The following is a 13,241-nucleotide window of genomic DNA, read 5'->3' on the forward strand; positions in this document are numbered from 1 at the left end:
CCCGGGCGGCGTAATCTTGTCCTCGCCATGGCCTACGAACCGCCCACTCACCGCGTCGAGCGCTCGCTCCGCGCCACCACAGGCGCCAAGATCGTCGTCGGAGTCGACGAGGTCGGGCGCGGGGCCTGGGCCGGTCCCGTGACGGTCTGCGCGGCGGTCACCGGCCTGCGGCGACCGCCGGCCGGACTCACCGACTCCAAGCTGCTGAGCCCCAAGAAGCGCACGGCGCTGGCTCAGGAGTTGGAGACGTGGGTGACCTCGTATGCCCTTGGCCACGCCTCGTCCGAGGAGATCGACGCCCTGGGGATGACGGCGGCCCTCCGGCTCGCCGCCACCCGTGCGCTCGAGGGGCTGTCCGTGCGCCCCGACGCTGTGATACTCGACGGGAAGCACGACTACCTGGGCGAGCCCTGGAAGGTCCGTACGGTCATCAAGGGCGACCAGTCCTGCGTGGCCGTCGCCGCGGCCTCGGTGATCGCCAAGGTCCGGCGGGACGCGCTGATGACCGAACTGGGAGCCGCCCACGCGGACTTCCGTTTCGGTGACAACGCGGGGTATCCGTCGCCCGCGCACCGCGCCGCTCTGGTGGAGTTGGGTCCCACCCCCTACCACCGGCTGTCCTGGTCCTACCTGGACGGGCTGCCCCGCTGGCGGCATCTCAAGCGGGTCCGCAGTGTGCCCGGACCGGCCGACGCGGAGGATCACGGGCAACTCGGCTTCGACTTCTGAACGCATTTTTCCACCCACCCGCCGATGCGACTCGCACCGGCGTTTGATAGACATCACCCCATGCCTCTCATCCCCGAGGAGCCTCAGATTCACGAGAGTGTCCCGGGTCCTCGCGCGACACCGGCCGCAGGCCGCACCGCGCCGACCCCTCGTCCTGTTCCTGGCCCCGGCCCCCGGCCCGCCCCTCGGCGGCCCGGCAGCCCCGGTCCCAACCGCGGTTCCACCGCGACCCCCTCGGCCCCGTCCCAGCGCACCGCGGGTGACGTGGCGAAGCCCGGACCGCCCACCGCGGCGGCCAAGCCCGGGCCGCCCGCCGCCTCCGCGCCGACCGGCCCGCAGATCCAGCTGATCCCCGCCTCGCCGGAGGGGGCTCTGGACGCGGCGGACGAGGCCGTCGACCTGCTGCTGGACTCCGGCCGGGCACCCGGCGAGATCCTGGTGCTGACCACCGGGGAACAGCATCCGTGGGCGACGCATGAGCTCTCCTTCGGAGAGGCGTCGTACTGGGCGCAGCAGGAAGCCGGTGACGACGTCTTCTACGCCTCCGCCGCCGCCAGCCGCGCCACGGCCCGCCCGGTCGTGGTCGTCGCGGTCGACGGAGGAGCCGACGACACCGTCGCCCGTGCGCTGCCCGAGGCGATGCGGCGCGCCGGAACGCTGCTGATCGTCTGCGGTGACGCGCAGCGGATCAACGCCCTGCTCGCCGCGGGCGTCTGATCGCGCGGTCGCTCACACGGCCGCGGAGCGGCGCAGCGCCTCGTGCGCTTCGCCGCGCGGGTACGGCACGGCCGTCGTGACACCGTCACCGGTGGCGGTGGCGGTGTCGAGGCGGCTGTGGAGGGAGGCGGAGTGCGGCCGACGGCCGCCCCGCCCCTCACCCAGCACCTGCCAGCCGGCGCGGGTCAGCGTGATGTAGGCGCCACAGCGCAGGCCGTGCAGGGTGCAGGCATCGCGCAGGCCCCACATCCAGGCGCCGTCCTCCTCCGTCCACTGGCTCTCGCCCTCCCGGCAGTAGAGCAGCACGGCGGTGCGGACGGGCGTGCGGCGCCGCAGGTCGTGTGGGATGACCCGGCGCAGCTGGGCCAGCAGCGCGTTCCGGAACTCCCAGCCGTCGGCGGCCGAGGAGCCGCGCCGGATGAACGAGGCACTGGCCGCCAGCCGTTCCTCCGGGTCCAGGACCGCGATGACAGCCGTCGAGGGCCTGGGCCGATGACGGCTGTGCAGGCCGGTGACGACCTCGCGCGGGTTGCGCAGCAACGGGATGCCGGCGGCGGCCCACTCGGCGGGCTCGAGTATCCGGCTCAGGCGGGAAACGGGGTCGGCGGCCGGCGGCGGAGCGAAGCCGAAGGTCACGGTCCTCCCTTCGTCTGCGCGCCCACGGTCCGTGCGAAGGGTCGGGCACGGGCGCACGCCACGACACAGCTCCGGCGCACCACGGGCGGGCCAGGAGTGGGGAACTCTTCAATTCTTGCGGTCGTACAGGCGCGCGGCAACGAGCAATTGGCGCGACTGACCGGTTTGGGCCGGTGCGCCGTCAATATTCCGGGAGCCGCCCTTACCTGCGGCGGCGGTCATCCCTGCACCGCGAGAACCAGCGGGAAGACCGCTTCCGCCCCGGCCCTGCGGAGCAGCCGGGCGGCCACGGCCAGCGTCCAGCCGGTGTCCGCCATGTCGTCGACGAGGAGCACCGGCCCCGAGGCCCGCTCGAGCGCCGCGGCCAGCTCGGCCGACACGGTCAGCGCCCCGTGCAGCGCCCGCAGCCGCTGGGCGCTGTTGGTCCGCGGCACCCGGGTGTCGGCCCCGGCGTCGAGGTAGGAGACGGCGCCGAGCAGGGGCATCCGGCCGACGGAGGCGATCCGCTCGCCCAGCGTCTGGATCAGCCGCGGCCGGGTGTGCGAGGCCACCGTGACCACCCCGACCGGGCGGGCCGGGGCGTCCGGCGCCCCCGACGCCCAGCCGCCGGGCCCCTTGGCCCAGTCGGCCAGCACCGTCACAACGGCGGCGGCAACATCGTCCGGAACCGGTCCGTCCGGGCTCTGCGGGGTGAACAGCGGCCGCAGCCGGTTTCCCCAGCCGATGTCGGAGAGACGGCCGAGCGCCCGCCCGGGGGCCGCCTGCTCACCGGCCGGGATCCGGCCCTTGAGCTCGACGCCCACCGCGGGCAGGCCCGTCGGCCACATCCGGCGCGGCTCCACCTCGACACCCGGGCGCCCGAGCTCCCCGCGCGCCGCATCCAGCGACGCGGCGGACACCTCGGCGGCGAACCGAGCCCCCGCGCAGTTGTCGCAGCGCCCGCAGGGCTTCGCCGCCTCGTCGTCCAGCTGCCGCCGCAGAAACTCCATCCGGCAGCCGGCCGCCGCGGCGTAGTCCCGCATGGCCTGCTGCTCCGCCTCCCGCTGCCGCGCCACCCACGCGTACCGCTCCGCGTCGTACGTCCACGGCTGCCCTGTCGCGGTCCAGCCGCCGCGCACCCGCCGCACCGCGCCGTCCACATCGAGCACCTTGAGCATGGTCTCCAGGCGCGAGCGGCGCAGGTCGACCTGTGGCTCGAGCGCGGGCAGGGACACCGGCCGGCCCGCCGCGGCCAGCACATCGAGCGTGCGGCGCACCTGCTCCTCGGCAGGGAAGGCGAGCGAGGCGAAATACCGCCAGATGGCCTCGTCCTCACGGCCCGGCAGCAGCAGCACCTCCGCGTGCTCCACACCGCGCCCGGCCCGCCCCACCTGCTGGTAGTAGGCGATGGGGGAGGAGGGTGAGCCCAGGTGCACCACGAAGCCCAGATCCGGCTTGTCGAAGCCCATGCCCAGCGCGGAGGTGGCCACCAAAGCCTTGACCCGGTTGCCCAGCAGGTCCTCCTCGGCCTGCTGGCGGTCCGCGTTCTCCGTCTTGCCGGTGTAGGAGGCCACGGTGTGGCCGCGCTGCCGCAGGAAGGCCGCCACCTCCTCGGCGGCGGCGACCGTGAGGGTGTAGATGATCCCCGAGCCGGGGAGCTCGGGGAGGTGGTCGGCGAGCCAGGCCAGCCGGTGTGCCGCGTCCGGCAGCCGCAGCACGCCCAGGCTCAGGCTCTCCCGGTCCAGCGGCCCGCGCAGCACCAGGGCCGGCGAGCCCTCCGCGCCTGCGCCGCCCGGCCCGGCCCCGCCCGTGCCCAGCTGCTCGGCGACGTCCGCGGTCACCCGGGCGTTGGCCGTCGCGGTGGTGGCCAGCACGGGCACGCCCGGCGGCAGGTCGGCCAGCATGGTGCGCAGCCTGCGGTAGTCGGGGCGGAAGTCGTGGCCCCAGTCGGAGATGCAGTGTGCCTCGTCGACGACCAGCAGGCCGGTGGCCGCGGCGAGCTTGGGCAGGACCTGGTCGCGGAAGTCGGGGTTGTTCAGCCGCTCGGGGCTGACCAGCAGCACATCCACCTCGCCGGCGGCCACCTCGGCCTGGACGGTGTCCCACTCCTCGGTATTGGCGGAATTGATCGTGCGCGCGCGGATACCGGCCCGAGCGGCGGCCTCGACCTGGTTGCGCATCAGCGCGAGCAACGGGGAGACGATCACCGTCGGGCCACTGCCGCGCTCGCGGAGCAGAGCGGTGGCGACGAAATAGACGGCCGACTTGCCCCATCCCGTGCGCTGCACGACCAGCGCCCGGCGGCGGTCGGCGACCAGCGCCTCGATCGCCCGCCACTGGTCCTCCCGCAGGCGGGCGGAGCCGGTGGGGTCCCCGACGAGGCGGGCCAGGACGCGGTCGGCCGCGGTGCGCAGGTCTTCGTCGCTCATGCCCCCATGCAACCCGATCCCACCGACATCGCGCGAACCAGGCCCCCGGCCTGTGGATAACGTTATCCACAGGCCTGGCGGTCCGGGCCGGGCTGGGAGACCGTCGGGTCATGACGCGACACGACCAAGCCGGCCTGTCCGGCAATGACCAGATCACGCTCCGCAGCCCGGCCGAGTTGGCCGACGCCCTGCCCTACGTCCTCGGGTTCCACCCGGACGACAGCATCGTGATGATCGCGCTGCACGGGCCCCGCGGCCGCTTCGGAGGCAGGCTCAGGCTCGGCATTCCCCGGGCGAGCGAGGAGTGGCCGGAGGTCTGTGACCAGCTCGCCCAGTGCCTCGTGGCGGGCAGTGAGCGGCGGGCGGGCCGGCCCGACGGCACGGTGCTGTTCCTGTGCCAGGAGCCGGCCGAGGGGGAGTCGGGGCAGGATGTGATGGAGCGCCTGCGGCCGCTTGCCCAGCGGCTGCGTACCGCCTGCGGCAGGTTGGAGGTGCCCGTCTTCGAGGCGCTGTGCATCTCCGACGGCCGGTTCTGGTCGTATGTGTGCCCGGACCGGCGCTGCTGCCCGCCGGAAGGCGTCCCGCTCACCCTGCCCGGCACCTCCGTGATGGCGGCGGCCGCGACCTACGCGGGCATCCATGTGCGGGGTTCACTGCGCGAGATGGAGGCCAGGCTCGCGCCGCTCGCCCCGCCCCGGGCCGAGGAGCAGGAGCGGGCGCTGGACGCGGCGGGTGGCGAGCTCGTGCCCAGGATCCTGGGCGGTGCGGACTGCGCGACAGTGCGCGAGGAGACCCTCGTCCTCCTCGGCGGCATGCTGGCCCGCTTCCGCTCCGCGCCGCCGATCGCCGACCCGGTCGCGACCGATGTCCGTGACGACGGGATGATCGGCGACGAGGAGGCGGCCGCGGTCATCATCGGGCTCCAGGACCGGCTGGCGCGCGACCGGGCCGCGCAGTGGATGGAGGGGCCCGACGCGGAGGCGGCGCTGCGGCTGTGGCGCGCCCTCGCGCGCCGCTGTGTCGGCTCGTACGCCGAGCACGCCGCGGCGCCGCTCACCCTCGCGGGCTGGGTCGCCTGGTCGGTCGGGGACGAGCCCGCGGCACGCGTCGCGCTCGGCCGTGCGCTGTGCGCCGATCCCGAGTACCTCTTCGCCAGGCTGCTGCACCAGGCCTGCAACGAGGGGCTCGACCCGGAGCTGCTGCGCCGCAGCCTGCGCCAGGAGCGCGCCGACCGGGCCCTCCAGACCGCGGTGCGCGGGGAGTTGGAGCGCCTCGGCGCCGCTGCCGCCGCCGCGTCAGGGGGATCCGGTGGCTCCGGCGGGTCCGACCGGCAGCGCGGCGGCCGGGCCAAGAGCTCGGGTGCGCAGGGGGCCAGGCGGCGGCCGCCCGGCCGGACCCGGATGCGGCGCAGGCCCGGGCATCGAGGTGCCCGCAGCCGTCACTGAGCCACGCCGGGCCCGGGGTGGGGCCGCGGCGGCGGGAGCGGTTCCATCAACATCGACGATCATGCAGAAGGCACTGATTATCGTCAGGAAGACGACTATGATCGCCACATGCCCTACGACCCATCGGCCTTCCCGCCCTTCGCCGTCTCCGTCGATCTGGTCGTGCTGACCGTCCGGGGGCATGCGCTGTGCGCGCTGGCCGTCCGCCGTGGCGAACCGCCCTTCCAGGGGCGCTGGGCTCTGCCAGGCGGGTTCGTGCGGCCCGACGAGGACCTCGCGGCGGCGGCCGCCAGGGAGTTGGTGGAGGAAACCGGGCTGCTCGCCCACGATCCCGCGGTTCCGGCTCCTCCCAACGCGGCCCACCTCGAACAACTCGCCACCTATGGCGACCCGAAGCGCGACCCCAGGATGCGGGTGGTGAGCGTCGCGCACCTCGCCCTCGCCCCGGACCTCCCCGCGCCCCGGGCCGGGGGCGACGCGCACAGCGTGCGCTGGGCACCGGTCGAGTCCCTGCTCGACCAGGACGGGTCCTTCGGCCGCGACGCCGACCTGGCCGCCCCGCTCGCCTTCGACCACGCCCGCATCCTCGCGGACGGAGTGGAGCGGGCCCGCTCCAAGATCGAGTACTCCTCGCTGGCCACCGCCTTCTGCCCCCAGGAGTTCACGGTCGGCGAGCTGCGCCGGGTGTACGAGGCGGTGTGGGGGGTGGCCCTGGACCCGCGCAACTTCCACCGCAAGGTCACCGGAACGCCCGGATTCCTGGTGCCCACGGGTGGCACCACGACCCGTCAGGGCGGCCGTCCCGCACAGCTGTTCCGGGCCGGGGGTGCGACGGTGCTCAACCCGCCCATGCTTCGCCCCGAGGTGTGACGACCTATGACACGACGACTCGACAGGGAGTGTAGGTACTGAAGAAATAGGACATAGCGGGTTACCGTGCTCCGGTACGTCACCAGTCCCCACGTGCCACGAGCGGTTCCACGCCCCGCGGGAGAAGCCATGATCCAGGCCACCGGACTGACCAGCACCCCCCGCCGCAACCACCGGCCTGTCATCGACGATCTCACCTTCGAGGCGCCACCGGGCCGTGTGACCGCCCTGGCCGGCGCCCCCGGCGCGGGCAAGACCAGCGCGCTGAGGCTGCTGCTACAGCTCGACCGAGGCCATGGCGCGGCCTTCTTCCGGGGCCGCCCGCTCCATCGCATCCGGCGCCCGGCCAGGGAGATCGGCGTCCTTCTGGACGATGTCCCCGGCCACCCCGGTCGCACGGCACGGGCCCACCTCAAGATGCTCGGAGCCGCCGTCGGGGTGCCCGCCACCCGAGCGGACGTGGTGCTGGACGTGGTCGGTCTCACCGAGCTGGCCGATGAGCGCATCGGCAATCTGGCGGCCGGTATGGAGCGCCGGCTCGGCCTCGCCACAGCGCTCCTCGGAGACCCGCATACGCTCGTCCTCGACGCCCCGACGCGCGGTCTGTCCGCCCGGGAAGCCGTTTGGATGCACGGGCTGCTGCGACAGTTCGCCGGGCAGGGCGGTGCCGTCCTCGTCACCGACCGGAACTCGGAGAGCATCACCCGCCTCGCCGACCAGGTCCTCACCCTGGAGGGCGGCCGACTGGTCGCGGATCAGCCGGTTGAGGAGTTCGCGCGCACCCGGCTGCGCCCTCGCGTTGCCGTGCTCTCGCCGCTGGCCGGGCGGCTGGCCGCCGTGCTGGAGGAGGAGGCGCGCGCCGCCGAGCCGGCCGCCGGGCCGCCGTCTCCGCCCGAGGCCGAGCCCGAGGTTGAGGCGAGCGTGGACGGGGCGGAGGCCGAACCAGAGGCCAAGACGCAGGCAGAGGCAGAGGCAGGGGGTGCGACGGAGGCCGAGGCGGGAACCGAGGCGGGAACCGAGGCGGAAAACGAGGCAGAGGCCAAGGCAGAGGCCGCAGAGGCCGCGGAGGCCGCGGAGGCCGCGGAGGCCGCGGAGGCCGGTGCGGCCGCCGCTGACGGAACGGAGGGTGCGGAGGGCGCGGAGGAGGGCGGCGCCGGATCCGCGGAGGCCGCGGAGCGCCCGATCGACGGCCGGCTCTCGGTGGTGAAGGAGGACGAGACCCGCATCTCCGTCTACGGGCTGCCCTGCGCCGCCGTCGGCGAGGCCGCGTACCGCCATGGCATCGTCGTGCACCGCCTGGTCGAGGAGACCGCCGACATGGGTCCGGAGACCGCGCGCGGGGACACCGCCGCCCGCGATCCCCGGGTCACCCCGCCCCGGGTGCTCCCGAGGCTGCCGCTGCCCGGCCCGGCGTGGCCGCTGCGCTACGAGCTGCGCCGCGCCACCGGCGTACGGACCGGCTGGCTGATCGCCGTCACGGCCCTCGTGGCCTCGCTCGTCGGTTCCGTGCTGCTCGCCCGGGCGGGCGGGGCTGGGGAACTGCACCGGATCACCGCCTGGCCCGCTGACGTTCCCCTGCCGCCCGTGGCGGTCGCGTCCGGGCTGCTGGGCGCGCTGGCCTTCGGGGAGGAGTTCCGATATCCGGCGCTGGCCCCGGCGCGGGACACGGTGCCGCGCCGACTCAGCCTGCTGGTCGCCAAATTGCTCGTGTGTGCCGTCGGCGCGGTGCTGCTCTCCTTCGCCGTCCTGGCCCTGGACGGGGCGGCGCTCCTGATGCTCGTCGGTGGTGACGCGGTGCCGCTCCCGGGCGACTGGCCGCTGCTGACGGCGAGCGTGTGCGCCCTGGCGATCGGCTCCGGCTGGGCCGGGCTGATGGCGGCGGCCGTCTTCCGGTCCACCGCGCTCGGCCTGGCGACGCTGCTGGCGGTGCCCATCCTGGCGGTGCCGGTCGTCCAGCGGCTGATGGCCGAGCCGTCGGTGCGCTCGCTCGTCGGGCTGCCGCACCGGCTGCGCGCGGAGGCGCTGGACCGTCCGCACTCCATGGTGGACCGGATCCTGGCGCTCGCCCTGAGGCTGGCGTCCCAGCCCGTGGGGCAGGCCCTGGTGCTGTCGCTGGCCGTCCTGCTGTGCGCGTATGCCCTCACCGGCCTGCGCGGCCGGGCGCGTCAGTAATACGCCCCCGGCGTTCCGGAGGAGTGCCGCCCGGCGCGCCGATGGACTCCGTCCGGCCCAGTGCCGACCTGGCGCGGGCTCACCTCCCATCCCGCACCGGCTCGGCGCCGGTGCGGCCCGCTGCGGCGGTGGACCAGGCCGGGAGCACTTCCGCAGGCCCATCGCATGAAGTGGTCGCAACTCCGCGAAGGGTGCTGTTTTCTGTCCGATTCGGCGTCAATTGTGAGGTAATGGGCGATCACCCTTTCGTGTGCTTTTCACCAAAGACCTCAAGGGCTTCCGGAGCGTCGCCGACAAAGGATGCGTGAGTACCCTTGCGCACACCACGATGACCGCGGCTCGCCCCGCCGATTCCGGCCTCGCCGGCCCGGGCGAGCTGGACCGCTACCCCTACGCCGACGCCCCCGGCGGTGACCGCGGCGGCGCCCCCTCATGGGACGGCGCCGACGCCGAGATCGGCCGAGTGGGCCGGCGCACGGCCGGCAACCGGGGCCGCGGGCTGCACGGCCAACTCGTCCAGCAGCTGGGCCAGATGATCGTCTCCGGCGATCTGGGGGCCGACCGCCCGCTCGTCCCCGAGGAGATCGGCCAGCGCTTCGAGGTCTCCCGCACGGTGGTGCGGGAATCGCTGCGTGTCCTGGAGGCCAAGGGCCTGGTCAGCGCCCGGCCCAACGTGGGCACCCGGGTCCGCCCCGTCAGCGACTGGAACCTCCTGGACCCGGACATCATCGAGTGGCGGGCCTTCGGCCCACAGCGCGACGACCAGCGCCGCGAGCTGTGCGAGCTGCGCTGGACCATCGAGCCGCTCGCCGCCCGCCTCGCGGCCGGCTCCGGCCGCGAGGACGTGCAGCAGCGGCTCGCCGACATGGCGGAGATCATGGGCCATGCGCTGGGTCAGGGCGACGCCCTGACCTTCTCGCGGGCCGACGCCGAGTTCCACGCCCTGCTGCTCCAGGTCGCGGGCAACCGGATGCTGGAGCACCTGGCCGGCATCGTCGCCGCCGCCCTGCACGTCTCGGGCGCCCCGATCACCGGCTGCGACCGGCTGAGCGAGGCCGGGGTGGGCCACCACCGCCGGATCGTCGAGGCCATCGGCGCCGGTGACGCCGTGGCGGCGGAGGCCGCTATGCGCCAGCTGCTGACCGTTCACCCCGATCGCGACCACGCCGAGGTGGGGGTGCCCGCGCCGCGCGAGCACTGACCCGCGGACTCCGGACCGCGGACTCCGGACCGCGGACTCCGGACCCCGGGCCGCAGACCCCGGACCGCGGACTCCGGACCCCGGACCGCGGCGTACGGCGACCGCGGCGTGCGGCGTACGAGAGCGGCGTCGCCGGAACCCGCCAGGCGGGTTCGGCGGCGCAACGCCCTCGGCGCGGAGGTGCCGGTCCGGGCGCTGATCATGATCAACCAGTGCCGATCTGTCCGCCGAGTAGGCATTACGGCCGTTATGGGGTGTGACTCGGGACACGAGGAATGGGCGTAACGCTCTTTGGGGCAGCGCGATGATTAAAGAGGTGGCAGCCGCGGAGGGAATACGGACGTCGCTCGCGACGTTCCAGTTCACCCGCACTCCGCCCGCGCCGTCGGTTCATCCTGCCGGCGGTCGTCGGCTCCAGTCCCCAGCGGACGGGGCCGGAAGCCGTTTCCATCGTTCCGAGAGGTTGTTCGTGTCGGCCAGCACATCCCGTACGCTCCCGCCGGAGATCGCCGAGTCCGAGTCTGTCATGGCGCTCATCGAGCGGGGAAAGGCTGAGGGGCAGATCGCCGGCGATGACGTGCGTCGGGCCTTCGAGGCTGACCAGATTCCGCCAACCCAGTGGAAGAACGTTCTGCGCAGCCTCAACCAGGTCCTCGACGAGGAGGGTGTGACGCTGATGGTCAGTGCCGCAGAGGCGCCCAAGCGCACCCGTAAGAGCGTCGCAGCGAAGAGTCCGGCAAAGCGCACCGCCACCAAGACCGTCACGGCCAGGACGGTCCCCGCGAAGAAGACCCCTGCCGCCGCTCCGACCGCCCCGGCGGCCGAGGCGGCAGACGGCGCGGCCGGAGAGGCCGCGGCGGCGCCCGCGAAGAAGGCCGCGGCCAAGAAGACCACGGCCAAGAAGGCGGTGGCCAAGAAGACCGCCGCCAAGAAGACGGCGGCGAAGAAGACCACCGCCAAGAAGGACTCGGACGAGATCCTCGAGGGCGAGGACGTCATCGAGGAAGCTCCCGGTGGCAAGCCCGGGGCCGAGGGTGCCGAGGGCGAGCCCGAGAACCAGGGTTTCGTGCTCTCGGACGAGGACGAGGACGACGCCCCGGCGCAGCAGGTTGCCGCGGCGGGCGCGACCGCCGACCCGGTCAAGGACTACCTGAAGCAGATCGGCAAGGTCCCGCTGCTCAACGCCGAGCAGGAGGTCGAGCTCGCCAAGCGCATCGAGGCCGGCCTGTTCGCCGAGGACAAGCTCGCCAACTCCGACAAGCTCGCCCCCAAGCTCAAGCGCGAGCTGGAGATCATCGCCGAGGACGGCCGCCGGGCCAAGAACCACCTCCTGGAGGCCAACCTCCGTCTGGTGGTCTCCCTGGCCAAGCGCTACACCGGCCGCGGCATGCTCTTCCTGGACCTCATCCAGGAGGGCAACCTGGGTCTGATCCGCGCCGTCGAGAAGTTCGACTACACCAAGGGCTACAAGTTCTCCACGTACGCCACCTGGTGGATCCGTCAGGCGATCACCCGCGCGATGGCCGACCAGGCCCGCACCATCCGTATCCCGGTGCACATGGTCGAGGTCATCAACAAGCTCGCGCGTGTGCAGCGCCAGATGCTCCAGGACCTGGGCCGCGAGCCCACCCCGGAGGAGCTGGCCAAGGAGCTCGACATGACCCCCGAGAAGGTCATCGAGGTCCAGAAGTACGGCCGCGAGCCGATCTCCCTCCACACCCCGCTCGGTGAGGACGGCGACAGCGAGTTCGGCGATCTGATCGAGGACTCCGAGGCGGTCGTTCCGGCCGACGCGGTGAGCTTCACGCTGCTCCAGGAGCAGCTGCACTCCGTCCTCGACACGCTCAGCGAGCGCGAGGCGGGCGTGGTCTCCATGCGCTTCGGCCTGACCGACGGCCAGCCGAAGACGCTCGACGAGATCGGCAAGGTCTACGGGGTGACGCGTGAGCGCATCCGGCAGATCGAGTCGAAGACGATGTCGAAGCTGCGCCACCCGTCCCGGTCCCAGGTCCTGCGCGACTACCTGGACTGATGACGGAGCTGGGCTGATCGACAGAGCAGCTCCACGGCACAGCGCGAAGGCCGGGCCCTTTTCCAGGGCCCGGCCTTCGCGCTGTCCGCGCTTCCCCCCCCCGACCCGTTCGGCCCCTCTCGGGATGCGGGATGGCCGAGGCCGGGTGACGCTGGGTGTGCGACGCGCTCCGTACGGTCAGGAGGCTGAATGCGTAGGTCGCTGTCCGCCCTGTTCGCCCCTCTCGCGGCACCGCTGGTCACCGCACTGGCCATGCTGGTGATCCTGCCTCCCCCGGCGACGGCAGACCGCACGGTGGTCGGGGGCCACCCCGCGCACACCGCCCTGGCGCCCTGGGCGGTGGCTCTGGCGAGCCGTGAGCGGTTCGGCGATGCGCGCTCGGGCCAGTTCTGCGGCGGTGTGGTGGTGGGCCCCACCACGGTGCTCACGGCCGCGCACTGCATGAGCCGTGGTGTGCTCGGCGTGAACTGGTGGGAGGTCGGGGACCTCCGCGTGATCATCGGCCGCGACGATCTGCGCGGCAGCGGAGGGGTGGAGATGGCGCCCCGCTGGGTCTGGGTCAATCCGGCCTACGACCAGGGGGGCCGGGCCGGGGACGTCGCGGTGCTGACCCTCTCCCAGCCGCTGCCCCGGATCTACGGCGTCGCCATGGCGGCCGTGGGGGATCCGGCGTACCAGCCGGGCGCGCGAGCGGCGGTGTACGGCTGGGGCGACACCCGGGGCAACGGCAGCTATGCCTCGACGCTGCGGGCCACCCGGCTGCGGGTGATGCCGGACGCGACGTGTGAGGAGGCCTATCCGGGTGGTGCGGAGGGGGAGTACATCTCCGAATCCATGATGTGCGCGGGGCTGCCGGACGGTGGCCGGGACGCCTGCCAGGGGGACAGCGGCGGGCCGCTGATCGCCCGCGGAAAGCTGGTCGGCCTGGTGTCCTGGGGGAGCGGCTGCGCGGAGCCGGGCAGGCCCGGCGTCTACACGCGGATCTCAGCGGTGCTGTCGCAGGTGACCGCCGCCGGATGACGGGATGCCGG

10 protein-coding genes are annotated in these 13,241 nt (G+C 73.6%); 8 read left to right on the top strand and 2 right to left on the bottom strand.

The window, feature by feature from the left end:
• The first annotated feature begins 27 nt into the window (after positions 1-27).
• Positions 28-729, top strand: a complete 702-nt coding sequence (locus tag ACH4S9_RS22545; RefSeq protein ID WP_311723791.1) for a ribonuclease HII — start codon at positions 28-30, stop codon at positions 727-729.
• Positions 730-789: 60 nt separating this feature from the next.
• Positions 790-1,446, top strand: coding sequence for a hypothetical protein (locus ACH4S9_RS22550; protein ID WP_398373675.1), 657 nt, complete (start codon positions 790-792; stop codon positions 1,444-1,446).
• A 12-nt stretch (positions 1,447-1,458) separates the two neighbouring features.
• On the opposite strand, the gene ACH4S9_RS22555 is transcribed toward ACH4S9_RS22550, so the two are convergent.
• Together ACH4S9_RS22555 and ACH4S9_RS22560 are read right to left on the bottom strand one after the other, a co-directional pair.
• Positions 1,459-2,082, bottom strand: a complete 624-nt coding sequence (locus ACH4S9_RS22555; RefSeq protein ID WP_398373676.1) for a hypothetical protein — start codon at positions 2,080-2,082, stop codon at positions 1,459-1,461.
• Between the two features lie 218 nt (positions 2,083-2,300).
• A complete protein-coding gene (locus ACH4S9_RS22560) occupies positions 2,301-4,490 on the bottom strand; it encodes a DEAD/DEAH box helicase (protein WP_311723788.1) in 2,190 nt (729 codons plus the stop codon).
• A 110-nt stretch (positions 4,491-4,600) separates the two neighbouring features.
• Here ACH4S9_RS22560 and ACH4S9_RS22565 point away from each other — a divergent pair, with 110 nt between their 5' ends.
• From ACH4S9_RS22565 to ACH4S9_RS22590, 6 genes are all read left to right on the top strand, one after another.
• Positions 4,601-5,935, top strand: a complete 1,335-nt coding sequence (locus tag ACH4S9_RS22565) for a DUF4192 domain-containing protein (RefSeq protein WP_398373677.1) — start codon at positions 4,601-4,603, stop codon at positions 5,933-5,935.
• 108 nt (positions 5,936-6,043) lie between these two features.
• Positions 6,044-6,805, top strand: coding sequence for an NUDIX hydrolase (locus tag ACH4S9_RS22570; protein ID WP_358846283.1), 762 nt, complete (start codon positions 6,044-6,046; stop codon positions 6,803-6,805).
• A 129-nt stretch (positions 6,806-6,934) separates the two neighbouring features.
• Positions 6,935-8,977, top strand: coding sequence for an ATP-binding cassette domain-containing protein (locus tag ACH4S9_RS22575; RefSeq protein ID WP_398373678.1), 2,043 nt, complete (start codon positions 6,935-6,937; stop codon positions 8,975-8,977).
• A gap of 250 nt (positions 8,978-9,227) precedes the next feature.
• Entirely contained in the window at positions 9,228-10,178 is a 951-nt protein-coding gene (locus tag ACH4S9_RS22580) for an FCD domain-containing protein (protein ID WP_311723784.1), read from the top strand.
• A gap of 463 nt (positions 10,179-10,641) precedes the next feature.
• Positions 10,642-12,210, top strand: a complete 1,569-nt coding sequence (locus tag ACH4S9_RS22585; protein ID WP_311723783.1) for an RNA polymerase sigma factor — start codon at positions 10,642-10,644, stop codon at positions 12,208-12,210.
• 189 nt (positions 12,211-12,399) lie between these two features.
• Positions 12,400-13,230, top strand: a complete 831-nt coding sequence (locus tag ACH4S9_RS22590; protein ID WP_311723782.1) for a serine protease — start codon at positions 12,400-12,402, stop codon at positions 13,228-13,230.
• The last annotated feature ends 11 nt before the right edge of the window (positions 13,231-13,241 follow it).

Origin of the sequence: Streptomyces sp. NPDC021225 (assembly GCF_044332865.1) — a bacterium.
Classification (GTDB): Bacteria; Actinomycetota; Actinomycetes; order Streptomycetales; family Streptomycetaceae; genus Streptomyces.

Coding starts and splice junctions, on each gene's coding strand:
- ACH4S9_RS22570 (WP_358846283.1), top strand. CDS start 6,044: ATGCCCTACGACCCATCGGCCTTCCCGCCCTTCGCCGTCTCCGTCGAT.
- ACH4S9_RS22565 (WP_398373677.1), top strand. CDS start 4,601: ATGACGCGACACGACCAAGCCGGCCTGTCCGGCAATGACCAGATCACG.
- ACH4S9_RS22590 (WP_311723782.1), top strand. CDS start 12,400: ATGCGTAGGTCGCTGTCCGCCCTGTTCGCCCCTCTCGCGGCACCGCTG.
- ACH4S9_RS22545 (WP_311723791.1), top strand. CDS start 28: ATGGCCTACGAACCGCCCACTCACCGCGTCGAGCGCTCGCTCCGCGCC.
- ACH4S9_RS22550 (WP_398373675.1), top strand. CDS start 790: ATGCCTCTCATCCCCGAGGAGCCTCAGATTCACGAGAGTGTCCCGGGT.
- ACH4S9_RS22575 (WP_398373678.1), top strand. CDS start 6,935: ATGATCCAGGCCACCGGACTGACCAGCACCCCCCGCCGCAACCACCGG.
- ACH4S9_RS22560 (WP_311723788.1), bottom strand. CDS start 4,490: ATGAGCGACGAAGACCTGCGCACCGCGGCCGACCGCGTCCTGGCCCGC.